This window comes from Limnobacter thiooxidans (assembly GCF_036323495.1).
Lineage (GTDB): Bacteria > Pseudomonadota > Gammaproteobacteria > Burkholderiales > Burkholderiaceae_B > Limnobacter > Limnobacter thiooxidans.
Genome location: NZ_AP028947.1, coordinates 975,216 through 999,632 on the forward strand (window position 1 = coordinate 975,216; position 24,417 = coordinate 999,632).

A 24,417-nucleotide genomic window follows, 5' to 3' on the forward strand; every position below is an offset into this window, starting at 1 on the left:
ATCGTGCATTCAAGTTTACTGCTTGTGCTTCTGGCCGCTGCCTTGGGCACGGCCTTGGCCATTTTTGCATCCGCTCTTTTGACTGCGCGCTACATTGCGCGCTCCCTCGAACCCATGGTCAGCGTCTCCGCCGGGGTGTTGTTGGGTGCGTCGCTGTTGCATCTGTTGCCTGAGGCCCTGGACAAGGGCATGGACCACCACCAGTTGTTTGCGCTGTTGCTGGCGGGCTTGCTGTTTTTCTTTGTGCTCGAAAAGTTTTCGATCTTTCGGCACAGCCACCACCATGAGCACGATGGCCACGACCACCACCATGGCTTCGACAAACGTGAAGCCCGCCGAGGCGGTTTGCTGATCGTGATTGGCGATTCCATCCACAACTTTGCCGACGGTTTGCTGATTGCCAGCGCCTTTCTGGTCGACTTTGAATTGGGTCTTGTCACCACGCTTAGCGTTGTGCTGCATGAAATTCCCCAGCAAACAGGCGATTACCTGGTGCTGGTCAATGCCGGCATTGCACGCAAGAAAGCCCTGCAACTGATGGCAGTGGCAGGTTTGGCCGCCGTATTGGGTGCAGGTTTGGGCTACACGCTGTTCACACAAATGCAAGCTCTGCTGCCTTATGCCCTGGTGTTTGCCGCTGCCAGTTTTATCTACGTGGCGGTGGCTGACCTTATTCCCCAGATGCAACAGCGGGTCAAGGTCAAGGAGAGCATTGTTCAGTTGGTTTGCATCGGTGCGGGTGTCTCACTGATTGCTGTGCTGGCGGAAATCCTTCACCATCACCATTAAGCAACCGCCTCAAGCGGGTGGGTATCAAGCGGACGGTATTTCCACTTTTTTGCGCTGGTGCGTGGCGTAGGAAGACAGGCCCCCGCAGGCGATGATCATGGCAACGCCCAGCCACGTGGTGCTGCTGGGCAAATCACCCAACACAACAATGCCATAAAAGGTGGAAACCAGAATGGTGCAGTATTGCAGCGATGCAGACAGCCAGGTTGAGCCACTTCCGAACGACCGGGTCAGTGCCAGGTTCCCAGCACCACCAAATACTCCCAGACCTAGCAACCACAACAGGGTCCAGTCAGGGGTGCTGTTCGTAAGCACAGCAAATTCCCCAAACGCAGTCAGGTAAATCGCCGATGTCACTGTGGCTGTTCCTGCAAAGTAAAGCACGGTACGCCATTCAGGCTCGCGGGCTTGCCCCAGGCTTTTCAGTTGCAGGTAGGCTACAGCAGACACTGCACCAGCGCTCAACCCAATCAGGGCGACAGGCAATTCATTGTTGGCCAGTACCGGTTGAAGCACGGCGAGCACACCCACAAAACCAACACCAATGGCAGCAATCTCAATCCGGTTCCTCGATTGGCCAAATCCAATCCAAAGAATGAGTGCGATAAACAGCGGGGAGGTGTACATCAGCGTGGTGGCCGTGGCCAGAGGCAATTGAGTGGTGGCATAAAAACCGCACCACATGGCCACAATGCCTGCCACATTGCGTCGAAGGTGAAGGTGGGCTACCGGGCTTTTCAGGCTCAGCCCCTTGAGCAAAGCCCAAATTGCAATGCCCAGCAGGGGCACCAAACCCCGGAAAAGAATGATTTCACCGAGAGTGGCCTGTGTACCGGCCAACTTCACCATCAGCCCCATGGTGCCAAAGCACAGGCAGGCCATTAACATCCATAGAGCTTGCATGGCCTGCTTGTCGCGTTGGGGGAAGTCAGAAAGACTTCTTCAGTTTTCCGGATTGATTGTGATTGGGGTGCATTTGAGCACCATACCAGGCGTGAAAATGCGCCATGCCGTCTTCCATGGGGCTTTGATAGGGCCCGGCATCGTGTTCGCCGCGCTCCATCAGCACCCGCCGGCCTTCGTCCATGCGCTCGGCAATTTCGTCGTCTTCAACCGCCGTTTCCATGTAGGCAGCCTGTTCGGCTTCTACAAACTCGCGCTCGAACAGTCGAATTTCCTCCGGGTAATAAAACTCAACCACATTCAGTGTTTCCTGTGGTCCCTTGGGGTGCAATGTCGACACCACCAGCACGTGTGGATACCACTCCACCATGATGTTGGGGTACATGCAAAACCAGATGGCGCCGTACTTCGGATCAACCCCGTTGCTGAATTTTTTCACTGCATCGTGCCACTGGCGATAAACTGGCGTGCCGGGGCGGCGCAGGCCGGCTTTTACACCGACAGACTGCACACTCCAGTTGTCCCCGTAATACCACTGCAAGTCCGAGCAGCTTACAAATTGACCCAGGCCTGGGTGGAAGGGCTCGACGTGGTAGTCCTCCAGGTAAACCTCGATAAAGGTTTTCCAGTTGTAGGGCAGCACATTGCTTTTGACAGAATCGAGCTGAAAGCCCGAAAAATCAATTTCTTCCAGGAACGGCACGTTCTTGAGTTCATCCAGCACATTGCGGCGTGAATTGAATTGCAGGCCTCGCCAGTTTTGAAGCGGAAAGCTTTGCAGTTTGGTGCAGGGCTGTTGGGCAAAATGTGGAGCGCCCAGCAGTTCACCCTTCAGGTCATAGGTCCAGCGGTGAAGCGGGCACACAATGTTGTCTGAATTGCCATGACCTTTCAGCATGATGGCTTGGCGGTGTCTGCATACATTGGACAGCAGCTCGATTTCCGAGCCATTATTCACCAGAATACGGCCGTCGCCTTCCCACGGAAGTGACCTCCAGTCGCCGCGCTCGGGCACCCAATGGGAGTGGCCGACGTAACCCGGTCCGTCTCGATAGAGTAGTTGGATTTCATCCTTCAAAACATGTTCATCGAAATACGCTGAAACATGGGGCTGCAAACTTGACAGCGTCACGGCTTGTGACACATTGGACAAATCACTCAAATCGGACATGATCCCGGGGACCTCCTCCAGCAGTGTCCCTGATCGACACTGATGCAAATTAACCTGTTGAACACAAAGAGAAAGTGGATTGTACCCTTTAGTCTGCATTCCAGCCAAAGACTTTTCGCCTTTGAGCAAAGTCGAAGTAAAATGGAAGACTTTGCAGCGTTTTCCGTAGCACCATGAGCCCAAGTAAAGCCAAAACAGCACCGGCCCAAGCCAATCTGCCTGATGATCAGGCCCCCCCCGCGTCCTTCGAAGCCGCGGTGGCAGAGCTTGAAGCCCTCGTTGATGTCATGGATTCCCAGAACATGGGGCTGGATCAACTGTTGACCGATTACAAACGCGGTGCTTTTTTGGTGAAGTACTGTCGAGACCGATTGAATCAGGTTCGACAGGAAGTAACGGAAATTGAACTTGGCTTGAACAAGCCTGTTGCCGAGGGTGAACAGTGATACTCGCGCCATCCGCCCAACTGAGCTGGTTTGAAGACACGCGCGTACGATTTGAATCGGTACTGGCCGACAAGCTTGGGCAGTTCAAGGGCCCATCTGACGTACTGAACGACGCTGTCGAATATGCATTGCTGGAAGGCGGCAAGCGCTTGCGGGCCATGCTGGTTTTTTCCGCTGGCCATGCGGTGGGTACGCCCATGCAACAGTTGACCGATTCAGCGTGCGCCATTGAGGCCATGCATGCGTATTCGCTGGTGCACGACGATTTGCCCAGCATGGACAACGATGTACTTCGCCGTGGCAAACCCACCTGCCACGTGAAGTTTGGCGAAGCCTTTGCTCTGCTGGCTGGTGATGCCTTGCAAACCGCGGCATTCCAATGGCTTGCGCAGTCGCAGCAGGGCAGCGTATCAGTGCGTATGCAACAAATCGCTGCGCTGGCTGGTGCGTCCGGTTTGCAGGGAATGGCAGCGGGGCAGGCCATCGACCTGGCCCACGTGGGGAAGCCCATGGATTTGCAGGCCCTTGAGCAGATGCACGCTCGAAAGACTGGCGACCTGATTAGGGCCTCCGTGAGGATGGGATATGTCAGCAACCCAGGTCTTTCGCCCGTTGAACAAGAGGGATTAGAGGCCTATGCCCATTGTTTGGGCTTGGCATATCAAGTGATTGACGACATATTGGACGTAGAGTCCACCAGCGATGTCCTGGGTAAAACATCGGGAAAAGACGCCCTGAACAACAAGCCAACTATGGTGAGTTTGATGGGTTTGGAGCAAGCCAGGCAGCTGCTTGAACAGTTGCGCAAAAAGGCGCTGGCCGCATGCGAGGTCATTGAACAGGACCGCCGCGGCCCCTTGGAAACTCTCGTAGAACTGATTACAAACCGGAAATCATGAGCGATTTGCTGAAAAAAATTGACTGCCCTGCTGACTTGCGTCGACTGTCTGAAAACCAGTTGCCGCTGTTGGCCGACGAGTTGCGCAATTACATTGTGGAGCAAGTGGCAAAAACAGGCGGGCACCTGTCGTCAAACTTGGGTACGGTCGAGTTGACAGTGGCATTGCACTACGTGTTCAACACCCCCAACGACCGTGTGGTGTGGGACGTGGGCCATCAAACCTACCCGCACAAGATATTGACGGGGCGGCGCGATGCCATGCCCGGTCTGCGGCAGTTGGGTGGTATTTCGGGTTTTCCCAAGCGGTCTGAATCGGAATACGACGCCTTTGGCACCGCGCACTCCAGCACATCTATTTCTGCGGCACTGGGCATGGCGGTGGCATCCCGCAACCTGGGCGTGAATCGCAAGCACATTGCCGTAATCGGTGATGGTTCCATGACAGCCGGCATGGCCTTCGAGGCCCTGAACAACGCGGGCGTGACGCCCGATATCGATCTGCTCGTGATCTTGAACGACAACGACATGTCGATCTCGCCGCCGGTCGGTGCCCTGAACAAGTACCTGGCCAAGCTGCTGTCGGGCCGCATGTTGAACAATGTCAAGGAAGTGGGCAAGGGCATTTTGGGTGTTGCTCCCCCCTTGTACGAACTGGCGCATCGCTTGGAAGAACATGTGAAAGGCATGATGAGCCCCGCCACATTGTTTGAAGAGTTTGGCTTTAATTACTATGGCCCGATTGACGGCCATGATCTGGATGCCTTGGTGCCCACATTGCAAAACCTGCGTGCCATGAAAGGGCCGCTTTTTCTGCATGTCATCACCAAAAAGGGCGCAGGTTACAAACTGGCCGAGCAAGACCCAGTGTTGTACCACGGCCCTGGCAAGTTTGATCCCAGCATCGGTATTCAAAAATCAACCACGCCGAAGCCACCCACTTACACCCAGATTTTCGGCAAGTGGCTGTGCGACATGGCGCAGACTGACCGCAAGCTGGTGGGCATTACGCCAGCCATGCGGGAAGGTTCCGGCATGGTTGAATTTGAGCGCCGCTTTCCCTCACGTTATTTCGATGTGGGCATTGCCGAGCAGCATGCAGTGACCTTTGCTGCCGGTTTGGCCTGCGAGGGTATGAAGCCGGTTGTGGCCATTTATTCCACCTTCTTGCAGCGCGCTTATGACCAGTTGATTCACGATGTCGCCTTGCAAAATCTGGATGTCACCTTTGCACTCGACCGAGCAGGCTTGGTGGGTGCCGATGGTGCTACCCACGCTGGCAACTACGACATTGCCTATTTGCGTTGCATTCCGAACATGGTGATTGCCGCCCCATCCAACGAAGACGAATGCCGCAAGCTTTTGTCCACAGCCTATCAATACCCGGGTTGTGCGTCCGTGCGGTATCCGCGCGGCGTGGGGCCCGGTGTCGTGGCCGATGAATCGCTGGATACGCTTGAAATAGGCAAGGCCATTGTGCGATATTCACCCGATTTGGCCGAACACAAGCTTGCAATACTGGCTTTTGGCTCTATTTGTGAATCAAGTCTTGAAGCTGGCCGCGCCCTGGGCGCGACAGTGGTGGACATGCGGTGGGTCAAGCCGATTGATGGCGACCTGTTGAAACGGCTTGCCGAGCAGCGCTACAGCTTCGTCACCGTGGAAGAGGGTTGTATCATGGGCGGCGCAGGCTCTGCAGTCAGCGAATACCTGCATGCCCACGGTTTTAACAATGCAGTGTTGCAACTTGGTTTGCCCGATGAGTTTATCGATCACGGCGACCCTGTTATTCTGCTCAAGAATCTGGGGCTGGACGCCCAAGGCATCGAAACGTCCATCAAGCAGCACTTTGGCGAGCTCTTTGATCGCCACACCAATGTGGTCCGCCATGTAGCAGGGCGCACCGCGAACACATGAGGAAGTTATGAATACACGTGACAAAGGCTTGGAGAACGCCGTGGCCAATAACCCAATCGACCAAGTCATTCCCGATGTCCAAAGCACCATTGACACCCGCCACATTGCCATCCAGTCGGTTGGCATCCGCTCTGTCAAGTATCCGGTTCTGATTGAACTTCAGGGTCAGAAGGCGATGCCTTCAGTGGCCGAGTTTGAAATGACAGTGTTCCTGCCTGCAGACCAGAAAGGTACGCACATGTCGCGTTTCATCGCGCTGCTCGAGGAATCCCAAGGCAGCGTGCTGACCGTAGCGGGTTTCCGGGCCATGCTGGTTGAAATGTTGAAGCGCCTGGACGCACCTTCCGGACGCGTCAAAATGGAGCTGCCTTACTTTTTGTCCAAAGTGGCGCCCATCAGTGGTGTGTCCAGTTTGATGGACTATCAGTTGACACTGGAAGGTTCTGCCTCCGAAGCGGGTCAGGACATCTACCTGACCGTTGTGGTGCCGGTCACCAGCCTGTGCCCATGCTCCAAGAAAATTTCCGAATATGGCGCACACAATCAGCGGTCGCATGTCACTGCGCGCGTGCAACTGAAAGAGGACGTGGACATTGCCCAGTTCATTTCAGCGATCGAGCAGCAGGCCTCTTGCGAGTTGTACGGTTTGCTCAAGCGTCCTGATGAAAAATACGTGACTGAGCGGGCCTACGACAACCCCAAGTTTGTGGAAGACCTGGTTCGCGACGTGGCCATTGCCATGCACAAGTTTGAGCAAATCGGCCATTACACAGTGGAAGCTGAAAACTTCGAATCAATTCACAACCACTCGGCCTATGCGCGGATTGACCGCGTTTAAGCCTGTGTTCGCCTGATCTTCAGCGCGCTGTAAGATTCACCCCCGACAATACACAACAAAATTAAATGTCGGGGTGCGCGAGCACACCTCAGGAGCAACTTTGATATGGCTGAACCACCCACGGTCAAGCCCAAGGAATTATTCATTCTTGGCTTAACGTCATCGGGAAGGGCATTTCGTCCGTCCGATTGGGCAGAGCGCCTCTGTGGTGTGCTGTCCTGCTACCGTCCACCTGGCCGGCAGCAACAAAGCCAGCAGCATTTGGCCTATAGCCCGTACGCCAAACCCATCGTTATGAACAGTGTCAAATGCGTGGTGATTGACGAGCGCCTGCGCGACGTCGAACCCATGGCCATGACGTTTGTGCTGAATTTTGCCAGGGACAACGATCTACAGGTGCTCGACGCCTGCCTGCTACCCGACCCACCACAAGGCTAAGAATATCCAGAAAACACGAAAAGCCTCTTTCAATCAAGAGGCTTTTTTTATGTTTGGCAGAACTGCTTAGTATGCTGTTTGGTAAGCTGGTTCGTGAACCGCTTGGTTCGCAGCTTAACTTAGTGGCCTAATTAGTTAGGCTGCCATGCCTTTTACAAGCGCTGACAAACGTGACTTGTTGCGTGAGGCCTTGTTCTTGTGGATCAGGTCCTTGTCGGCAACGCGGTCCAGAATGCGAGTTGTTTCGCGATAAACTGCTTGCGCGACAGTTTTGTCGCCTGCTTCAACAGCAGCGCGTACTTTTTTAACCGCAGTTCTCATCGCTGAGCGAATGGCAGAGTTGTGCGCATTTGCTTTGGCGGCTTGTTTTGCGCGCTTGCGCGCCTGTGCTGAGTTGGCCATATTGCTTGTTCCAGGGTGTAGAATTCGAAAACCCGCAATTTTAACAAAATAACAGGCGTTTAACAATCACTATATGAATTTATTGAAGTCGGCTGCTGTGGTCAGCGCCATGACATTGTTGTCCCGAATCACCGGCTTGATTCGAGAGACAATCACCGCGCGCCTTTTGGGGGCGGGGGCCGAGTCGGATGCTTTTTTTATTGCATTTCGAATTCCCAACCTCTTGCGTCGTCTTTTTGCAGAAGGCGCGTTTTCCCAGGCATTTATTCCAATTTTGTCTCAAACCAATGCTGTTGAAGGCAAAGCAGCGGCAGTTGATCTCGCTCGTCGTGTCAGTTCCCTTTTGTTCGTCACGCTTTTGCTGATTGTGGTGTTGGGTGTGTTGGGCGGTAGTTGGGTAGTCATGGGTATGGCCAGCGGGCTCGAAGTGGGAAGCGACCAGTTTGAATTGACCGTGTTGCTGACCCAATGGATGTTTCCCTACATCTTGTTGATATCCATGGTGGCCCTGGCCTCTGGGCTGTTGAACACCTTTAGGTCGTTTGCCTTGCCTGCATTCGCGCCTGTGCTGTTGAATATCAGCTTCATCGCAGGCGCCTTGCTGTTGGCCCCATACTTTGATGAAGCTGTCAAAGCGTTTGCGATTGCAGTGATGGTGGGTGGCGTGTTGCAGGTGGTGGTGCTTTGGTACGGTTTGGCCCGCACCGGTTGCTGGATCAATCCTTTTGCAGGTTTCGGGACGATCAAGGCCGCCTGGAGCGATGAGCAGGTGCGCAGGGTGTTGAAAAACATGGTGCCCGCCACATTGGCCGTGTCGGTCGCTCAAATCAGCCTGATTATCAATACCAACATTGCCTCTCACCTGGAAAAGGGCAGCGTGTCCTGGATTTCCTATGGCGATCGGCTCATGGAGTTTCCAACGGCCTTGCTTGGTGTAGCCCTCGGCACGGTGTTGTTGCCGTCCTTGTCGGCCGCAGCCACACGAAGCCATGAAGAGTTTTCGCGTTTGATGGACTGGGGGCTGCGCCTGACCGTTGTGTTTGTATTGCCTGCAGCCATTGGCATGGGGCTTTTTTCAGAGGCATTGGTAGCCTTGTTGTTTCACTATGGCCGATTTGATGCAGTGGATGTTGCCATGACCAGCCAAGCGGTTGTGGCCTACAGCCTGGGCCTTGCCGGTTTGGTGCTGGTGAAAATCTTGGCCCCCGGTTTCTATGCCAAGCAGGACATACGCACACCCGTTATCATCGGAATTGGGGTGGTTGTGACCACCCAATTGATGAACCTCGTGTTTGTGCCCCTTTATGGTCATGCCGGTTTACCCTTGAGCATCAGTGGCGGCGCCTTGCTTAATGCGGCCGTGCTGTACTGGGGCTTGCGCAGGCGCGGACTGTATACCCCTTCAACAGGCTGGGCCATGTACTTCACCAAAGTGTTGTTGGCCGCAGTCGCAATGGGTGTTGGCTTGTGGTTCATGAACCAGCAGTTTGACTGGCTGGCTATGGCGACCACACCGGTACTTCGAATTGCTGCTGTGCTGGGTGTGATTGCGGTGTGCGGTTTGATCTACTTCGCAGTACTGGCTGTGTTGGGGCTGAATCCACGGCGCTTGATTCGCAAGCCTGCCGGGCAGTAGAACTCCTGAACGGCAAATCAGATGCCTGTTGCGTGAATCTCTGCGGCGCTAATCCCTGTAGCGTGCATCCTTGGTGCAGCAGATTTAATGTGCAGTGACTGAGATCAGATCATCACAGCCTTGTTATCGACTTCAAGGCCCGCCCGCCATTCCGGCAACTTGCGATGAATTGGGCCGCAGGCCCCCGGAAGCCGCCATTGCGGTTCCGGCATTCATTGCGGGTTGCGCAAGGAATGGCCACAGCAGCAAGTATTCTCGATGGGCGGTGCCTGTCGGTAACACCCTGTGAGTCTGATCTTGGGTATGAACCGATGAACTTGCCTTAGGCAGCGAATTTACAACAGTGAGTTTGCGTTTGGCAGAGGCCTGCCATGACAACCGCAGCACCCGCGCAAGTAATTCGCAGGCGCTGCAGCAGGTTTGATTTACTTCAATACGTCAAAGGCGCGCGCCTTGATTTCTTCCACGCTGCCCACACCCGCAATCTTGCGGTACTGCGGCGCATGCGCATCGCCAGTGGCTGCCCACTGGCCGTAGTAATCCACCAAGGGGCGTGTTTGCTTCTCATACACGTCCAGGCGCTTCTTCACGGTTTCTTCCTTGTCGTCATCGCGCTGAACCAGGGGTTCTCCGCTGATGTCGTCAATACCCTCTTGCTTTGGGGGGTTGAACTTCACGTGATAGGTACGACCTGAAGCAGGGTGGGTGCGACGTCCGCTCATGCGATCAATGATTGCATCGTGGGGCACATCGATTTCCAGCACAAAGTCGATTTTTACACCGGCTTCCTTCATGGCTTCCGCCTGGGGAATCGTGCGGGGGAAGCCGTCAAACAGGTAGCCATTGGCACAGTCTGATTCCTTCAGGCGCTCTTTCACCAGGTTGATGATGATTTCGTCAGAAACAAGGCCGCCACTGTCCATGACTTTCTTGGCTTCCACACCCAAGGGCGTGCCGGCCTTGACGGCTGCGCGCAGCATGTCGCCTGTGGAAATTTGGGGAATACCAAATTTTTCCTTGATGAATGTCGCCTGCGTGCCTTTGCCAGCACCGGGCGCTCCCAATAGAATTAAACGCATAGTCGCCTCAAGAGTTTTTAATCTGCTTGCCTGTTGTACTGGATGCGTCTGTTACAACAGGCTGTATTTCTGGCTGTTTTTTCTTCTTATTCAGGGCCGATGCGATTATGGGTGGTTCAACTTGCAGCAAACTTACCCCGTGGCAGGCCCGAATAGTTATTGTTTGATCGTTCAGCCCTAACAAGACCCGAACAAAGACCTTACTTTTTCAAGGTCCTGGGCGGTGTCTACCCCAGGTAGCGGGGCATCCTGAATCATACACACTTTTATCCGAAAGCCATTGGCCAGCGCCCGCAGTTGTTCAAGTGATTCGAGCAGCTCTACCGGGGCTGGTGGCAAGGTTTGATATTTCTTCAAAAATCGGGTTCGGTAAGCATACAGGCCGATGTGGCGTATGCCCAGTTGCCCTTCAGGTGCGCTGACTGGCCAGGATTGTTCGCCGTACGCATCTCGTGGATAGGGAATCGGTGCGCGTGAAAAGTAAAGTGCGTCACCGTCTTCCCGCATGGCAATTTTCACCACATTGGGGTTCTTGAATTCTTCCCAGTTGTCGATCGCATGCCCACAGGTTGCAATGTCATGTTGCCCTGTCAACAAGGCGTTGGCCACCAGGTCAATCAGTTTGGGGTCAATCAAGGGCTCATCGCCCTGCACATTAACCACCACCGTGTCGTCGCTCCAGCCTTTCAGGTGGGCTACCTCGGCAATGCGGTCTGTGCCTGTGGGCCAATCGCCCCGTGTCATCAACACTTGCAAGCCATGCGCTTTGCAAATGGACTCAATGTCCGGGTGGTCTGTCGCAACCAGCACTTCATCTGCGCCAGATTTCATGGCCTGCTCGGCCACGCGCACCACCATGGGTTTACCAGCGATGTCCAGCAAAGGTTTGCCCGGCAATCGAGTTGATGCGTGACGGGCCGGAATAACGGCTTTGTACATGCGGGCTCAGTCGTTGGAGGTTTGAATTGGCTCGGCCTGCTCCACTAGCATGATGGGAATGCCATCACGCACGGGGAAAGCGAGTTTGTCGGCCTTGCACATCAGGAATCCGTCAGTGGGACGCTTTTCTAGCGGGCCCTTGCAAATGGGGCAAACTAGGATATCAATCAATTGTGGATCCAATGCAGTCCTCTAAGGCTTGGGTCAGGGAAGGGGGCAGTTCAACGGTGATTTCAGCCACCCACACCTTGGGGTTTGATGCGCTCAATTTTACGGCATCTTTGCCGCTTGTTATCAGCACTTGCTGATCGAACTGCGCGCAAAAATCAACCGGATAACTGTAATGGTCGGGAAGGTCCAATGTGTTCTGCAAAACAATGTGGGCAGCTTTCAATGCCTTGAACAGTTTTTCCGGGTTTCCGATGCCAGTGAAAGCCATCACAGACGAATCTTTCCACTGTACTTTGGCCTGGCCGAGATTCAGGAACTCGCCCGATTGCAAATGTCGAAAACCTGCCAGCTTCACCTCCACTGCATGCCAATTGTGCTGTTCAGGCAGTTTCAGCGCTGCACTCAGTCGGAGAGTCGACATGTTCGAGCACAGCACGGCATCCACGGAGTTCAATCGTGAAAGCGGTTCCCGCAAGGGGCCTGCGGGAAGCAGTTTTCCATTGCCCTGACCACGTTCGTCGAATACGACCCATTCCAGTTGCCGTTTCAGGCGGTGGTGCTGAAGGCCATCGTCCGACACGATCAGGTCGAGATCGGGAAATGCGGACAACAGGGTATCAACGGCCTGGGTTCTGTCTGCACATATTGCAACCGGGCACTGGGTTTCAGTGGCCAGAAACAGGGGCTCGTCACCTGCGTCTTGTGCGGATGGCAATGGTTGGGCCGGGTCGATCAGCAATGCACCTGTTCCGGAACGGCCATAACCACGGCTTACGATACCTACTTTCCTGCCAGTGCTGGAAAGGTGGCGGCAAACGGCCATCACAACGGGCGTTTTTCCGGCTCCACCTGCAATCAGATTGCCTACCACCAGTAACGGTGGGTTGGTGTGCAGCTTGCTGGCTTTCGCCTTGGTGTTTTGCCGACTTAAAAAGCGCAGCAAACGGTAAAGCAGCGTCAGACTTTCAAGCGTTGTCTGCGTGATGAGTCCGGGTTGCTGCCCGCCGTACCAGATCTTCAGCAGTTCTTTTTCGAGTTTGCCTGTGCCATCGCGTCCATTGTCGCTCACACGGCCATCGTTGTTCATGGTGCTTTGCCACCGGCCGTGGCAATGGATACCCGTGCAACTCCGAGGGATGCAAGCATGTCCATGACCAGCACCACCGATTGATGGGTTGCAGCAGCATCCGCTTCCACCACTGCCCGGCGCTCTTGTCCGTCTTTGTTGGTCGCCATGGCTTTGGTCAGTTCACGTCGAAGCTGGGTTTCATTCAATACGCCAAGGCTTCCGAAGGCATAGTTGCCGTCGCGGCCGATTCGTATCCGCAGAGCCTCCGTTGGCGCAGTGTCTTCCTTGGCGCTTTGTGTACCCGGCAGATCCACTTCCAGCTGGCTGGGTTGCATGAAGGTGGTGGAGACGACCAGGAAAATGACAATCACCAGAAGCACATCAATCAAGGGAATCAGATTGATGTCAGGGGCTTCTGATGGTGCGATCCGCTTGATTCTCACAATCGACCTCAGCCCGGTTTGCGGCTGTTGACCGCTTGTTTGAGCAAATCCTCAAAGGGCTCAAGGGATTTGCCCATGGTTTCCAGAAGGTTGTTGATCCTGATTTTGAACAGGCGGTAGGCTACCAGTGCCGGAATGGCAACAATCAGTCCAAATGCGGTGTTGTAAAGTGCGACAGCGATACCGGCTGCAATGGCTTCTGGAGTTTGCGCGCCCGAACCTTGAACAGCAAAAATCTCGATCATTCCGATGACCGTACCTAACAGACCCATCAAAGGCGCTGCACTGGCAATCATCGACAGCACGTCCAGGTGTTTTTCCAGCCTGTTCTGCACGCCAATTGATTTTTCCTGCATAGCCGCTTCGATGTCTTCATTTTTGTAGAACGCAGACAGGCCAGCAGCCATCAGGCTGCCCAGCGCGCTGTGTGCTTCAAGCCGTGCCAAGTTCTGCCGGTCCTTAAACTGTGGCAGTGTTTTGCACACATCGGCAACCAGGCTGGCCGGAATCAATTCTTTCTTTCGCAAGGCCCAAATGCGCTCAAATACGATCGCCAGCGCAACAATCGAGCCAAAAATCAGGGGCCAAATTGGCCAGCCCGCCGCGGAAATGATTGACCACACAAGTAGACTCCTATTCGATAAGACACGGACTCTAGCGAAAAAAGCGGCAATACACAAATCAGTGCTTTCGCTGTGCACTCACAATTGTGGATAACTTTGGGGAAAAACTCCTCAAATTTTCGAAAAATCCGGGCGTTGGGTGAACAATGAACTTTTTGTGGCATGTCTTGGTGCGTTTTTATTGTTTTTTATCAATGGTTTATTTGTAATTCGTTGTGTTTCAGACATATTGCATCCGAAGTCGCTTTTTGTTAGCACTTGTGGAAATGTTTTTAAAAATTTGTCAAATCAGGTCTTAAATGGTTGACTTCAAAACAGTTTTTTCAGTTAGCCAGTTTGCAAGGCACTTGAATGATCATTTCCGAACGGAGTTCGGGGCTATTCGAATTCAGGGCGAAGTGGCGTCATTCACCAGGGCCTCATCAGGTCACTGGTACTTTGGATTGAAAGACAGTACAGCCCAGTTGAAAGCCGTGATGTTTCGCCAGCGCAATATATTGGCCGGTTTTTTGCCCGCAGTGGGCGACAAGGTTGAAGTGCTTGCCCAACTGGCCATGTACGAGCAGCGTGGTGAACTGCAGCTGATTGTCGATGTGATGAAGAAGGCCGGGCAGGGCAACCTGCACGAGCAGTACCTCCAATTGAAGGCCAAGTTAAGCCAGGAAGGGCTTTTCGACCTGAACCGAAAAAAACCGGTTCCAACCGTGGTTTTTAATCTGGGTGTGGTGACATCCTTGCAGGCCGCGGCGCTGGCTGATGTCAAGCAGGCCCTGGCTCGCCGTGCGCCTCATGTGAAATACACCGTTTACCACACGGCTGTTCAAGGTGAGCAGGCGGCAGCCCAAATTATTGACGCACTTCAAAAGGCAGACGCCGCCGGGCACGAGGTGCTCATACTTTGCCGTGGCGGTGGCAGCCTGGAAGACCTGTGGAGTTTTAACATTGAGGCCGTGGTGCGCGCGGTGGCCGCCTGTAAAACACCCGTTGTGGTCGGTGTCGGCCACGAATCGGATGTCACGTTGGCCGAATTCGCCGCAGATCTTCGGGCGGCAACTCCCACTGCGGCTGCGGAGCTGATCAGCAAGCCAACCCAGGAACTTCTGACCCAAGTGCACAACCTGCACAGCAATTTGCGCCGAGCTTTGCGCCACCGGGCACAATTGTTGGTGCAGCAGCTGGATCGCGCCGAAATGCGCCTATTGACCCCGACCGCCTACGTGAATGCACTGGAGTCAAAAATCCACAACGCCTTGACTCGAATGCCCCGCTTGGTTCAGCGCCAGTTGCAACAGCATGAGGCCGCTGTGTCAAACCGGGGTCAATCCCTGACTTTGGAGATGCGCAAGGCTCAAGCGTTGGCCAATCAGCGATCGGAATCTGCTGCGGCTGCTATTCGAATGGCGCAGAATCGCCAATTGACTGCGATGGAAAGCCGGTTGCAGCGTTTGGGGGCTGTGGTGGAGGCTGTATCGCCCCAGCGCACCTTGGAGCGCGGCTATGCTTTTCTTCAGCCCGAGGTGGGTGATGAAGTGGTTCGATCCGTTGAGCAGGTCAAAAACGGAGACAATTTGCGGGCCACCCTGGCAGATGGGGAAATTGTTCTGAATGTGCTCGAGAAAACCAGCCTGCGCGGACCTTCTGCCAAGCGGAAGGAAAATTCACGATAGAATCAAAAGGTACGCGGTGCGGGGTTGAAGTACATCACTTTGCCCCCATTTGATGTTTTCGTAATGACGAAGTAAAGAGGATACCCACATGCAACATACCCTGCCCGAATTGCCTTATGCAATGGACGCCTTGGCGCCCCATATTTCCAAAGAAACACTTGAGTACCATTACGGCAAGCACCACGCTGCCTACGTGACCAACCTGAACAACCTGGTCAAGGGTACCGAGTTTGAAACCTCCAGCCTGGAAGACATCGTCAAGAAGTCCACCGGTGGTGTGTTCAACAACGCAGCCCAGATCTGGAACCATACCTTCTACTGGCACTGCCTCTCCCCCAACGGCGGTGGTGCACCCACTGGCAAGTTGGCTGAAGCCATCAACGCCAAATTCGGCAGCTTTGATGCCTTCAAGGAAGCCTTCACCAAGAGCGCCATTGGCAACTTCGGTTCCAGCTGGACCTGGTTGGTTAAAAAGGCCGATGGTTCAGTTGACATCGTGAACACCAGCAACGCTGCAACTCCTTTGACTACCCAGGACAAGCCTTTGTTGACTTGCGACCTGTGGGAACATGCGTATTACGTTGACTACCGCAATGCACGTCCAAAGTATGTTGAAACATTCTGGAATCTGGCCAACTGGTCATTCGCATCTGCGAACTTCGAAGGCTGAACCTGAAGGTTGAAATTTCAGGCTGGCAACAGCCTGATCAAAGCCTGAAGTGCCACTCAAAACCGGCCCCCGTTTTCTTCAAACCGGGTCGGTTTTTTTATTGGCTTGCCATGGCCGATTCAGGCACCTGAATGATTTGGCCTGCCCCGATCTTCCGCTTTGAAAACCAGTTGCGATTCATCTCGAGAGCGAGCCTCGCGTTACCCTTGGCGCAGTGAACGTCACTGGTTCCCGCGGTCATGTGTTCAACATTCAGTATTTTTCCCTGATCATCCGCGAAAGCCACGTCCAGATCAATCAATGTATTTTTCATCCACATGCATTGCGTTTCAGCTCGCTTGAAAACAAAGAGCATGCCTGCATTCTCGGCCAGTTTTTTCCGGTTCATCAAACCAATTTGTCGACTCAAGTCCGTGTTGGCCAGTTCGACATTCAGTTTTTCTTCCCCAATGAGAACCTGTATCTGGGGCAGTGGACCCTGTACTGGACCCGCGTTGCCAGAGGCACAGGCAGACGCGCCCAGCAAGGCGATCAGCAGGCCAAGCATGCCGGGAACAAGTCGTTTGGGGTATGGATCAAAGTACATGAAATCAGGGTCCTGTCAGAGAACTGAAAGAAGTTGGCGTTATTATACAGCTTGGCGCAATAAGGAATGCAATTTCATATTGCGAAATAATTGAGATAATTGTAGTGAAGGGATACACTAGAGTGTTCCTTCTAACACACCCCAGAAGCAGCGGAGAGACCATGTACCAACACATCAAAGTCCCATCAGTCGGCGAAAAAATCACGGTCAATAGTGATTACTCGCTCAACGTTCCAGATCAACCCATTATCCCTTTCATTGAAGGCGACGGTACAGGTTTCGACATTACGCCCGTCATGATTGATGTGGTGGATGCCGCAGTGGCCAAAGCCTACGGTGGCAAGCGCAAAATCAGCTGGATGGAAATCTACGCAGGTGAGAAATCCACCAAGGTGTACGGCCCTGACATGTGGCTGCCTGAAGAAACTCTTGAAGTTCTCAAGGAATATGTGGTGTCCGTCAAAGGCCCGCTGACCACGCCTGTAGGCGGAGGTATTCGCTCCATTAACGTCGCATTGCGTCAGCAACTGGACCTGTATGTGTGCTTGCGCCCCGTGCGTTATTTCACCGGCGTACCCAGCCCTGTGAAAGAACCCCACAAAACAGACATGGTCATTTTCCGTGAAAACTCGGAAGACATTTATGCCGGTATAGAGTACGAAGCAGAAACTGACAAGGCCAAGAAGCTGATCAAGTTTTTGCAGGAAGAGTTGGGCGTCAGCAAAATCCGTTTCCCCGACACATCCGGCATTGGTATCAAGCCAATTTCCAAGGAAGGCACCGAGCGCCTGTTCCGCAAAGCAATTCAGTATGCGATTGACAACAAAAAGCCTTCAGTGACTATTGTTCACAAGGGCAACATCATGAAGTACACCGAGGGCGCATTTGCGGCTTGGTCCTACGCGCTGGCCAAGAATGAATTTGGCGCAGAGCTTCTGGATGGTGGCCCTTGGATGAAGATCAAGGCACCACATGGCGACATCGTGATCAAAGACGTGATTGCCGATGCGTTCCTTCAGCAGATTCTGTTGCGCCCAGCTGAATACAGCGTCATCGCCACCATGAACCTGAACGGTGACTACATTTCCGATGCATTGGCTGCACAAGTCGGCGGTATCGGTATTGCACCAGGTGCCAACCTGTCTGATTCAATTGCCATGTTCGAAGCAACCCATGGCACCGCACCCAAGTATGCTGGCAAGGATTACGTGAACCCAGGTTCGCAAATTCTGTCCGCTGAAATGATGTTGCGTCACATGGGCTGGGTTGAAGCGGCAGACCTGATCATTTCCTCCATGGAAAAATCAATTGCCTCCAAGAAAGTCACCTACGACTTCGCACGCCTGATGGAAGGTGCGACACAGGTGAGCTGTTCCGGTTTCGGCCAGGTCATGATTGACCACATGTAAGCAGTGTTCAAGCGCATGTGCTTTTGAAAAAGCCCCTGTAAAGGGGCTTTTTTGATGTCTGGGCCTGCGTGGGCTGACTCGGTGTTGGCCAAAGCTAACACCAAGAAAAAAGCCGGCTTGGGGCCGGCTTTCTCCTTAATCGGTGGTTTGATTATTGTACTTATCAGGCGGCGCTGGTTGCGTCCATCGCGCAGATGTTTTGAGCCTGCTTGCCTTTTGGTCCATCCACAACTTCGAAAGTGACTTTCTGGCCTTCTTTCAGAGTTCGGAATCCAGATGCCTGGATTGCTGAAAAGTGGGCAAACAGTTCATCACTGCCTTGATCTGGAGTGATAAAACCAAAACCCTTTGCATCATTGAACCATTTTACGGTGCCGGTCGCCATCGCGAAACCTCCTTCAAAAAACTAATACTTCCATCGGAATGCACGAACTTTCCGACAACTCACCAGTCAGAACTGGCTTAGTTACTATTCTTTGATCAGTTTGGTTCGTGGTCAACAATACAATAGATACATTTTTTCAGGGTTTACCCCTTGTGTTGGCGGTAAACGTCCCCACTTGGGTCGATCTGGATTAAAAAACCATCGATTGACAATCGGATTCATGCAAATTTGGTGGTGAGACTGTTTGAATTTTCAGAGAAAAATTCTAGCCGCGAATAAAGGCGGTGTAATGCTCCCTAATCCTTGTTGCGTGCCCCTTAGAAGTGATTACAATGAAGTTATGAGTTCGCAAAACAATCCAACAACAGTACTGGAATCGCAGACGCTTAAAGCGAAACTGCCGCCCATGTATCAGGTCGTACTTTTGAACGACGACTACACCCCAATGGAGTTTGTGGTGATTGTTTTGCAGAAGTTTTTTGGAAAAGGAAGGGAACAGGCCACCCAGATCATGCTGAAAGTGCATCGAGAAGGGAAAGGCGTCTGCGGGGTATATCCCAAAGACATCGCCTCGACCAAAGTCGAATTGGTATGCGGATTCGCAAAGCAGCATCAACACCCGCTGCAGTGCGTGATGGAGGAAACATGATTGCGCAAGAATTGGAAGTAAGTTTGCACATGGCCTTTGTTGACGCCCGTCAACAGAAGCATGAATTCATCACCGTGGAGCACCTGCTATTGGCACTGCTGGATAACCCGTCAGCTGCCGAAGTATTACGCTCCTGCTCCTGTGATGTGGAGGAGATCCGCAAGAATCTTCAAAACTTCATCAAAGACAACACCCCGGTGGTGTCTGGACAGGATGAAGTGGACACGCAGCCCACTCTGGGCTTCCAGCGTGTTATTCAGCGTGCCATCATGCATGTGCAAAGCACGTCGAATGGCAAGAAGGAGGTCACTGGCGCAAATGTGCTGGTGGCCATTTTCGGGGAAAAGGATTCCCACGCGGTGTACTACCTGCACCAGCAAGGCATCACACGCCTCGATGTGGTGAATTATATTTCCCACGGCATTACAAAAACACCCCAGGCACCCGCCCCTAAACCTGAAAACGCTCAAAACGAAAACCAGGAACAAGAGGCCGAGGCACCCCAGGGTGTGGGTGACAAGCAGTCACCCCTGGACCAATACACCCAGAATTTGAATACGCTGGCCAAGGAAGGCAAGATCGACCCCTTGATTGGTCGTGAGCAGGAAGTGGAGCGTGTGATTCAGGTTCTGTGCCGCCGCCGCAAGAACAACCCCCTGTTGGTGGGTGAAGCGGGTGTGGGCAAAACTGCAATTGCAGAAGGCCTGGCCTGGAGAATTGTCCAGGGCGACGTGCCTGAAATTCTGAGCAGCGCCCAAGTGCATTCGCTCGACATGGGTGCTTTGCTGGCCGGTACCAAATACCGGGGCGATTTTGAACAGCGCTTGAAGGCGGTGCTCAAGCAACTCAAGGCCAATCCGGACTCCGTGTTGTTCATTGATGAAATCCATACCTTGATTGGGGCTGGCTCTGCATCGGGCGGCACGCTGGATGCCTCCAACCTGTTGAAGCCTGCCTTGTCTTCGGGTCAGTTGAAGTGCATTGGCGCAACCACATTCACCGAATACCGCGGTATTTTCGAGAAAGACCATGCGCTGTCACGCAGGTTCCAGAAAATTGATGTTTCTGAGCCCACTGTGGAACAAACCATTGAAATTCTGCGCGGCTTGAAGAGCCGGTTTGAAGACCACCACGGCGTCAAGTATTCCAGCGCTGCGATTTCCGCTGCTGCCGAATTGTCTGCCAAGTTCATCAACGACCGCCATTTGCCTGACAAGGCCATTGACGTGATCGATGAAGCCGGTGCAGCGCAGCGTATTTTGCCGAAAAGCAAGCAGCGCAAAACAATCACCAAAGGTGACATTGAAGACATCGTGTCCAAGATTGCCCGCATTCCGCCACAGTCTGTCAACACCGACGATCGCAACAAGCTGGCAACACTGGACCGTGACCTGAAAGCCACCGTGTTTGGCCAAGACCCCGCCATCGAGGCACTGGCCAATGCGATCAAGATGTCGCGTGCCGGTTTGGGCAAGGCAGACAAGCCGATTGGTTCCTTCCTGTTCAGCGGCCCCACCGGTGTGGGCAAAACCGAGGTGGCCAAGCAGTTGGCCTTCATTCTCGGCATTGAAATGCTGCGCTTTGACATGTCGGAGTACATGGAACGCCATGCGGTGTCTCGTCTGATTGGCGCGCCCCCGGGCTATGTTGGTTTTGACCAGGGCGGTTTGCTGACCGAGGCCATCACCAAGAAGCCACACTGCGTGTTGCTGCTCGACGAAATCGAGAAAGCCCACCCGGATGTATTCAACATCCTGTTGCAGGTGATGGACAACGGCACCTTGACCGACAACAACGGTCGCAAGGCAGACTTCCGCAACGTGATCATCATCATGACCACCAATGCGGGCGCTGAAGCCTTGACCAAGCGTGGAATCGGCTTCATGGAGTCGAAGGTGCAGGGCGACGAGATGGAAGACATCAAGCGCATGTTCAGCCCAGAATTCCGAAACCGTCTGGATTCAGTGATCTCCTTCCGAGCACTGGATGAGCAAATCATCCTGCGCGTGGTCGATAAGTTCCTGATGGAACTGGAAGAGCAACTGCACCAGAAGAAAGTGGAAGCTGTATTCACCGACGAGTTGCGCAAGCACCTCGCCAAGAAAGGCTTTGACCCACTGATGGGCGCACGCCCCATGCAGCGCCTGATTCAGGACACCATTCGGAAGGCCTTGGCCGACGAGTTATTGTTTGGCAAGTTGCTTAACGGTGGCCGTGTCACCGTGGATCATGATGCTGAAGCGGATCAGGTTTCATTGACCTTCGACGAAGGTGCAAATGGCCAGGTTTCGGAAAGCGGAACGGAAGTTGCGCTCGACTAAGCTGTTCTGATCTTCGTTAATTGAAGAAATGACGCTTGGGCAAAATGGGACACCCTGTCACATTTTGCCCAAACAACTTCGGTTTCTGCCTTTGTTTTTCGCTTGATACAAGGCCTGGTCTGCACTGGCCATGGTCCGCTCGATTGTCTCAAGTGGTGCAATGTCTGAAATGCCTGCTGAAAATCCCACTTGGCTTTGCCCACCCAACCTGATTCGGTCGACGATTCGTTGCGCGTCGCTTGCTGTGCAGTTAGGCAACAAGACAGCAAATTCTTCCCCGCCAATTCTGGCAATCAAATCGCCTGGCCTGAAGTTCATTCGAAGAATGGTTGCGAACTCTTTCAGGCGAGTATCGCCTGCCTCGTGTCCATAAGTGTCGTTGTACTGTTTGAAGTAATCAATGTCGATAATGGCTACACTGCCTTGCGCCTGGTTCTCACGTCGCATTTTTCGCAGGTAGGCACCGCTCATGTCTTGCCATCCTCGTCGGTTTAAAAGTCCAGTGAGGGCGTCGGTGCGGGCCTGGTTGCCCAAGTGAAACAGCTCGCTGGCGAAACGCTTTCTCAGTCTGGATTGACGCCATAGAGTCAAGCCCACAAAGCCAACGGAGAAAAACAGCACGATCACTGTCAGGATGAGGTTGTTGCGTTGGAGCGTATTCACCTTCTCGTCAGAAGCAAGCGCGCTTTTTTTCAAAGCAGTGTTCAGCAGGCTTAACTCGATGAACCAGTGGTCCATCACAGAAGGATTTTGCTGATTTGGATTGTTGATCAACTGGTCAATTTGAATCAGGTGTTGGCGTAAAGCGTGTGCGTGAGCTGCGAGTGACCCAGGTTCGTTCACCGCTTCCACCACCGCTAGCCTTGCTGCGAGCTGATTTAACAACTCTTGGGGTGACTGATAGCCGCGGCTTTCAAGACCAAGCTTGGTTTCATAAGTTCTGGCATTGCCCAAATGTCTTAGGGCAGTGCTTTGAACGATCAGGTCTTGCACGGTCACTTCAATAAGACGCCGCTTGGCCATGTCGGCCTGAATGTTGTTGGTCTGTTGAAAGTTGAAAACAGCCACCAAGGCCAGCATGCAGCACAGGGCAATCCAGAGGTAACGAACGGTACGTTCGGAGCAAGGCTGAAGTTGTTGAAGTATGTGATGGCGAATTCCTTTGTGAACACGACCATCCAGCCCACTTACCCCTGAGTTCATTGCATTTCCCGATCATCACAATGACACTCAGTGGTTGGTGCGTGTGAATAGGTTCCCCCTAGCGTGTGCCGGTGCTACCGAACCCGCCATCGCCTCGTTCGCTTGGTGTGAAATCATTAACTACCTTGAAGTCGGCATGCGCCACCGGCAAGATCACCAGTTGTGCAATGCGTTCCATGGGTTCAATGGTGACAGCCGTTTGGCTTCTGTTCCAGGCAGACACCATCAAGGGGCCCTGGTAGTCGGAGTCGATCAGCCCAACCAGGTTGCCCAGCACCAAACCCTTTTTGTGTCCCAGGCCGGACCGCGGCAGAATGGTGGCGCAGTAATTGGGGTCGCCGATGTACATGGATATACCCGTAGGGACCAATTCCGCCTGGCCTGGCTGCAAGGTCAGGGGTTCATTCAGGCATGCCCGCAGGTCAATGCCTGCGCTGCCGGGTGTGCCATAGGCTGGCAGTTGGTCTTGCATGCGGGGGTCGAGTACTTTCAGTTCTACTTGGATTTTCATGGTTCTCTTTGTGTTCAGGCGTGTTGGGCAAGGTGGGCGAGTAGTGCTTGGGCGGACTGAAGCTTGCTCATCCTCTCGAGGCGAATTGGGGCTTCAGTGGGACTATACAAGGTCAGTTCGCTAAGGTCGGCACCCAAGGCATCTTGCGCCAAATTGCCCACAATGAAATGCGCTTTTTTGCTGGCCAATTTGCGGGTGGCGTATTCGTCCAGGTTTTCTGTTTCGGCGGCAAAGCCCACCACGGTCAGTGGATTTGCTCGCTGACTGGCCAGTTGGCCCACTTCCGCCAGGATGTCGGGGTTCAACTCAAACTCCATGTTCAATCCGGCGGGCTGGCCTTCCTGTTTTTTCTGTTTGGACAGGCTGGGGTTTTTGATGCCGTAGTCGGCTACAGCCGCCACACCGATAAACAGGTCGGCTTGCTCCAGGTGGGTGAACACGGCCGCGTGCATTTGCCGCGCAGACTGCACCTGCAGCATGCGTGCACCATAGGGTGCGGGCAGGGCGGTAGGGCCACTGACCAAGGTGACTTCCGCGCCCAACAACCAGGCGGCCTGCGCCAGGGCATAGCCCATTTTGCCGCTGGACCGGTTGGTGATTCCGCGCACAGGGTCAATGGCTTCAAATGTGGGGCCTGCAGTGATCAGTATCTTCTTGCCTGCAAATGGCTTGGGAGCAACCGCGCGGGCCAGTTCCAGCACAATCTCGAAGGGTTCCAACATGCGGCCACTGCCGATTTCGCCACAGGCTTGTTCACCCGCTGCAGGGCCAAATACATGCACGCCATCTGCTTGCAGGCGGGCCACATTGCGAAGTGTTGCCGGGTTGTTCCACATTTCCACGTTCATTGCTGGTGCAATAGCCAATGGGCAGTTGCGAGCCAACACCAAGTTGTCGAGCAGATTGTCTGCAAAACCATGCGCGTATTTGGCCATGGAATTGGCAGTGCACGGGGCAACCAGTAAAAAATCAGCCTGTCGGGAAATGTCGATGTGGGGCATGCCCCGGTCGTTGTTTCCTGCTGGCCATTGTGACACGTGCACGGGTTTGCCCGACAGGGCTTGAAAGGTTAGCGGGGCGATGAAGCGGGTGGCCGATTCGGTCATGACCACTTGCACATCGCAACCTTGTTTGATGAGCAGGCGCACCAATTCGGCCGACTTGTAGGCGGCAATGCCACCGCAAACGCCCAGCACCACGCGAAGTTCATTCAAACCGGGAAGCTTGGGAAGTTCAACGGGGCGCATGGTGATG

26 protein-coding genes are annotated in these 24,417 nt (G+C 53.7%); 12 read left to right on the forward strand and 14 right to left on the reverse strand.

Annotated features, from left to right (window positions below; translation table 11 throughout):
* Window positions 1-3: 3 nt before the first annotated feature.
* Window positions 4-789, forward strand: coding sequence for a ZIP family metal transporter (locus RGQ30_RS04420; RefSeq protein WP_130558142.1), 786 nt, complete (start codon window positions 4-6; stop codon window positions 787-789).
* Between the two features lie 24 nt (window positions 790-813).
* On the opposite strand, the gene RGQ30_RS04425 is transcribed toward RGQ30_RS04420, so the two are convergent.
* Both RGQ30_RS04425 and RGQ30_RS04430 read right to left on the reverse strand, forming a co-directional pair.
* On the reverse strand, window positions 814-1,692 hold the full coding sequence (locus RGQ30_RS04425; protein WP_130558141.1) for a DMT family transporter: 879 nt from the start codon (window positions 1,690-1,692) through the stop codon (window positions 814-816).
* A gap of 25 nt (window positions 1,693-1,717) precedes the next feature.
* A complete protein-coding gene (locus tag RGQ30_RS04430; RefSeq protein WP_130558713.1) occupies window positions 1,718-2,845 on the reverse strand; it encodes an aromatic ring-hydroxylating oxygenase subunit alpha in 1,128 nt (375 codons plus the stop codon).
* A 191-nt stretch (window positions 2,846-3,036) separates the two neighbouring features.
* Here RGQ30_RS04430 and xseB point away from each other — a divergent pair, with 191 nt between their 5' ends.
* The 5 genes from xseB (at window position 3,037) to RGQ30_RS04455 (ending at window position 7,400) form a co-directional block, all read left to right on the forward strand.
* The gene (xseB, locus tag RGQ30_RS04435) at window positions 3,037-3,309 is read left to right on the forward strand and encodes an exodeoxyribonuclease VII small subunit (RefSeq protein ID WP_130558140.1); all 273 of its coding nucleotides are present in this window, start codon (window positions 3,037-3,039) and stop codon (window positions 3,307-3,309) included.
* Window positions 3,306-4,208: a polyprenyl synthetase family protein gene (locus tag RGQ30_RS04440; protein WP_298215562.1), complete on the forward strand. Its 903-nt coding sequence runs from the start codon at window positions 3,306-3,308 to the stop codon at window positions 4,206-4,208. The genes xseB and RGQ30_RS04440 overlap by 4 nt, the downstream gene beginning before the upstream one ends.
* A complete protein-coding gene (dxs, locus tag RGQ30_RS04445; RefSeq protein WP_130558139.1) occupies window positions 4,202-6,124 on the forward strand; it encodes a 1-deoxy-D-xylulose-5-phosphate synthase in 1,923 nt (640 codons plus the stop codon). The genes RGQ30_RS04440 and dxs overlap by 7 nt, the downstream gene beginning before the upstream one ends.
* Window positions 6,125-6,131: 7 nt before the next feature.
* Window positions 6,132-6,962, forward strand: coding sequence for a GTP cyclohydrolase FolE2 (gene folE2 / locus RGQ30_RS04450; protein ID WP_130558138.1), 831 nt, complete (start codon window positions 6,132-6,134; stop codon window positions 6,960-6,962).
* Window positions 6,963-7,067: 105 nt separating this feature from the next.
* On the forward strand, window positions 7,068-7,400 hold the full coding sequence (locus RGQ30_RS04455) for a DUF3579 domain-containing protein (RefSeq protein WP_130558137.1): 333 nt from the start codon (window positions 7,068-7,070) through the stop codon (window positions 7,398-7,400).
* Between the two features lie 135 nt (window positions 7,401-7,535).
* Here the strand turns inward: RGQ30_RS04455 and rpsT are convergent, their stop codons facing one another.
* Window positions 7,536-7,802, reverse strand: coding sequence for a 30S ribosomal protein S20 (gene rpsT / locus RGQ30_RS04460; RefSeq protein WP_130558136.1), 267 nt, complete (start codon window positions 7,800-7,802; stop codon window positions 7,536-7,538).
* A gap of 73 nt (window positions 7,803-7,875) precedes the next feature.
* Between rpsT and murJ the strand changes: the two genes are divergently transcribed.
* Complete coding sequence (murJ, locus tag RGQ30_RS04465) at window positions 7,876-9,438, forward strand: murein biosynthesis integral membrane protein MurJ (RefSeq protein ID WP_130558135.1); 1,563 nt, start codon at window positions 7,876-7,878, stop codon at window positions 9,436-9,438.
* A 425-nt stretch (window positions 9,439-9,863) separates the two neighbouring features.
* Here the strand turns inward: murJ and adk are convergent, their stop codons facing one another.
* The 6 genes from adk to RGQ30_RS04495 form a co-directional block, all read right to left on the reverse strand.
* Window positions 9,864-10,517, reverse strand: a complete 654-nt coding sequence (adk, locus tag RGQ30_RS04470) for an adenylate kinase (protein ID WP_130558134.1) — start codon at window positions 10,515-10,517, stop codon at window positions 9,864-9,866.
* A gap of 177 nt (window positions 10,518-10,694) precedes the next feature.
* Entirely contained in the window at window positions 10,695-11,456 is a 762-nt protein-coding gene (gene kdsB, locus RGQ30_RS04475; RefSeq protein ID WP_130558133.1) for a 3-deoxy-manno-octulosonate cytidylyltransferase, read from the reverse strand.
* Between the two features lie 6 nt (window positions 11,457-11,462).
* Window positions 11,463-11,639: a Trm112 family protein gene (locus RGQ30_RS04480; RefSeq protein WP_130558132.1), complete on the reverse strand. Its 177-nt coding sequence runs from the start codon at window positions 11,637-11,639 to the stop codon at window positions 11,463-11,465.
* Window positions 11,620-12,714, reverse strand: coding sequence for a tetraacyldisaccharide 4'-kinase (gene lpxK / locus RGQ30_RS04485; protein ID WP_130558131.1), 1,095 nt, complete (start codon window positions 12,712-12,714; stop codon window positions 11,620-11,622). The genes RGQ30_RS04480 and lpxK overlap by 20 nt, the downstream gene beginning before the upstream one ends.
* Window positions 12,711-13,139 (reverse strand): ExbD/TolR family protein, encoded by a 429-nt coding sequence (locus RGQ30_RS04490; RefSeq protein WP_338284805.1) that lies wholly within the window; start codon window positions 13,137-13,139, stop codon window positions 12,711-12,713. The genes lpxK and RGQ30_RS04490 overlap by 4 nt, the downstream gene beginning before the upstream one ends.
* Window positions 13,140-13,147: 8 nt before the next feature.
* Window positions 13,148-13,762, reverse strand: a complete 615-nt coding sequence (locus RGQ30_RS04495; protein ID WP_130558129.1) for a MotA/TolQ/ExbB proton channel family protein — start codon at window positions 13,760-13,762, stop codon at window positions 13,148-13,150.
* Window positions 13,763-14,061: 299 nt separating this feature from the next.
* Between RGQ30_RS04495 and xseA the strand changes: the two genes are divergently transcribed.
* Window positions 14,062-15,429, forward strand: a complete 1,368-nt coding sequence (gene xseA, locus RGQ30_RS04500; RefSeq protein WP_130558128.1) for an exodeoxyribonuclease VII large subunit — start codon at window positions 14,062-14,064, stop codon at window positions 15,427-15,429.
* Window positions 15,430-15,517: 88 nt separating this feature from the next.
* Window positions 15,518-16,099 (forward strand): superoxide dismutase, encoded by a 582-nt coding sequence (locus RGQ30_RS04505; RefSeq protein ID WP_130558127.1) that lies wholly within the window; start codon window positions 15,518-15,520, stop codon window positions 16,097-16,099.
* 97 nt (window positions 16,100-16,196) lie between these two features.
* On the opposite strand, the gene RGQ30_RS04510 is transcribed toward RGQ30_RS04505, so the two are convergent.
* Window positions 16,197-16,685, reverse strand: coding sequence for a DUF192 domain-containing protein (locus RGQ30_RS04510; protein ID WP_130558126.1), 489 nt, complete (start codon window positions 16,683-16,685; stop codon window positions 16,197-16,199).
* 161 nt (window positions 16,686-16,846) lie between these two features.
* Here RGQ30_RS04510 and icd point away from each other — a divergent pair, with 161 nt between their 5' ends.
* Entirely contained in the window at window positions 16,847-18,094 is a 1,248-nt protein-coding gene (icd, locus tag RGQ30_RS04515; protein WP_130558125.1) for an NADP-dependent isocitrate dehydrogenase, read from the forward strand.
* Window positions 18,095-18,257: 163 nt separating this feature from the next.
* Here icd and RGQ30_RS04520 read toward each other — a convergent pair whose 3' ends face one another.
* Window positions 18,258-18,479, reverse strand: coding sequence for a cold-shock protein (locus RGQ30_RS04520; protein WP_130558124.1), 222 nt, complete (start codon window positions 18,477-18,479; stop codon window positions 18,258-18,260).
* Window positions 18,480-18,819: 340 nt separating this feature from the next.
* Here RGQ30_RS04520 and clpS point away from each other — a divergent pair, with 340 nt between their 5' ends.
* A complete protein-coding gene (gene clpS, locus RGQ30_RS04525; protein WP_130558123.1) occupies window positions 18,820-19,128 on the forward strand; it encodes an ATP-dependent Clp protease adapter ClpS in 309 nt (102 codons plus the stop codon).
* On the forward strand, window positions 19,125-21,449 hold the full coding sequence (gene clpA / locus RGQ30_RS04530; RefSeq protein ID WP_130558122.1) for an ATP-dependent Clp protease ATP-binding subunit ClpA: 2,325 nt from the start codon (window positions 19,125-19,127) through the stop codon (window positions 21,447-21,449). Before clpS ends, clpA begins: the two co-directional genes overlap by 4 nt.
* Before the next feature lie 57 nt (window positions 21,450-21,506).
* On the opposite strand, the gene RGQ30_RS04535 is transcribed toward clpA, so the two are convergent.
* The 3 genes from RGQ30_RS04535 to coaBC are packed head-to-tail and all read right to left on the reverse strand — an operon-like array spanning window position 21,507 to window position 24,410.
* Complete coding sequence (locus tag RGQ30_RS04535; protein ID WP_130558121.1) at window positions 21,507-22,652, reverse strand: GGDEF domain-containing protein; 1,146 nt, start codon at window positions 22,650-22,652, stop codon at window positions 21,507-21,509.
* 58 nt (window positions 22,653-22,710) lie between these two features.
* Window positions 22,711-23,163 carry a dUTP diphosphatase gene (gene dut, locus RGQ30_RS04540; protein ID WP_420915166.1) on the reverse strand — a complete coding sequence of 151 codons (453 nt, stop codon included), beginning with the start codon at window positions 23,161-23,163 and terminating at the stop codon, window positions 22,711-22,713.
* Window positions 23,164-23,177: 14 nt separating this feature from the next.
* Window positions 23,178-24,410 (reverse strand): bifunctional phosphopantothenoylcysteine decarboxylase/phosphopantothenate--cysteine ligase CoaBC, encoded by a 1,233-nt coding sequence (coaBC, locus tag RGQ30_RS04545; RefSeq protein ID WP_338284808.1) that lies wholly within the window; start codon window positions 24,408-24,410, stop codon window positions 23,178-23,180.
* Between the last annotated feature and the right edge of the window lie 7 nt (window positions 24,411-24,417).

Coding starts and splice junctions, on each gene's coding strand:
- lpxK (WP_130558131.1), bottom strand. CDS start 12,714: ATGAACAACGATGGCCGTGTGAGCGACAATGGACGCGATGGCACAGGC.
- RGQ30_RS04505 (WP_130558127.1), top strand. CDS start 15,518: ATGCAACATACCCTGCCCGAATTGCCTTATGCAATGGACGCCTTGGCG.
- xseA (WP_130558128.1), top strand. CDS start 14,062: ATGGTTGACTTCAAAACAGTTTTTTCAGTTAGCCAGTTTGCAAGGCAC.
- folE2 (WP_130558138.1), top strand. CDS start 6,132: ATGAATACACGTGACAAAGGCTTGGAGAACGCCGTGGCCAATAACCCA.
- icd (WP_130558125.1), top strand. CDS start 16,847: ATGTACCAACACATCAAAGTCCCATCAGTCGGCGAAAAAATCACGGTC.
- coaBC (WP_338284808.1), bottom strand. CDS start 24,410: ATGCGCCCCGTTGAACTTCCCAAGCTTCCCGGTTTGAATGAACTTCGC.
- murJ (WP_130558135.1), top strand. CDS start 7,876: ATGAATTTATTGAAGTCGGCTGCTGTGGTCAGCGCCATGACATTGTTG.
- clpS (WP_130558123.1), top strand. CDS start 18,820: ATGAGTTCGCAAAACAATCCAACAACAGTACTGGAATCGCAGACGCTT.
- RGQ30_RS04455 (WP_130558137.1), top strand. CDS start 7,068: ATGGCTGAACCACCCACGGTCAAGCCCAAGGAATTATTCATTCTTGGC.
- RGQ30_RS04535 (WP_130558121.1), bottom strand. CDS start 22,652: ATGAACTCAGGGGTAAGTGGGCTGGATGGTCGTGTTCACAAAGGAATT.
- xseB (WP_130558140.1), top strand. CDS start 3,037: ATGAGCCCAAGTAAAGCCAAAACAGCACCGGCCCAAGCCAATCTGCCT.
- clpA (WP_130558122.1), top strand. CDS start 19,125: ATGATTGCGCAAGAATTGGAAGTAAGTTTGCACATGGCCTTTGTTGAC.
- dut (WP_420915166.1), bottom strand. CDS start 23,163: ATGAAAATCCAAGTAGAACTGAAAGTACTCGACCCCCGCATGCAAGAC.
- RGQ30_RS04510 (WP_130558126.1), bottom strand. CDS start 16,685: ATGTACTTTGATCCATACCCCAAACGACTTGTTCCCGGCATGCTTGGC.
- rpsT (WP_130558136.1), bottom strand. CDS start 7,802: ATGGCCAACTCAGCACAGGCGCGCAAGCGCGCAAAACAAGCCGCCAAA.
- RGQ30_RS04425 (WP_130558141.1), bottom strand. CDS start 1,692: ATGCAAGCTCTATGGATGTTAATGGCCTGCCTGTGCTTTGGCACCATG.
- kdsB (WP_130558133.1), bottom strand. CDS start 11,456: ATGTACAAAGCCGTTATTCCGGCCCGTCACGCATCAACTCGATTGCCG.
- RGQ30_RS04520 (WP_130558124.1), bottom strand. CDS start 18,479: ATGGCGACCGGCACCGTAAAATGGTTCAATGATGCAAAGGGTTTTGGT.
- adk (WP_130558134.1), bottom strand. CDS start 10,517: ATGCGTTTAATTCTATTGGGAGCGCCCGGTGCTGGCAAAGGCACGCAG.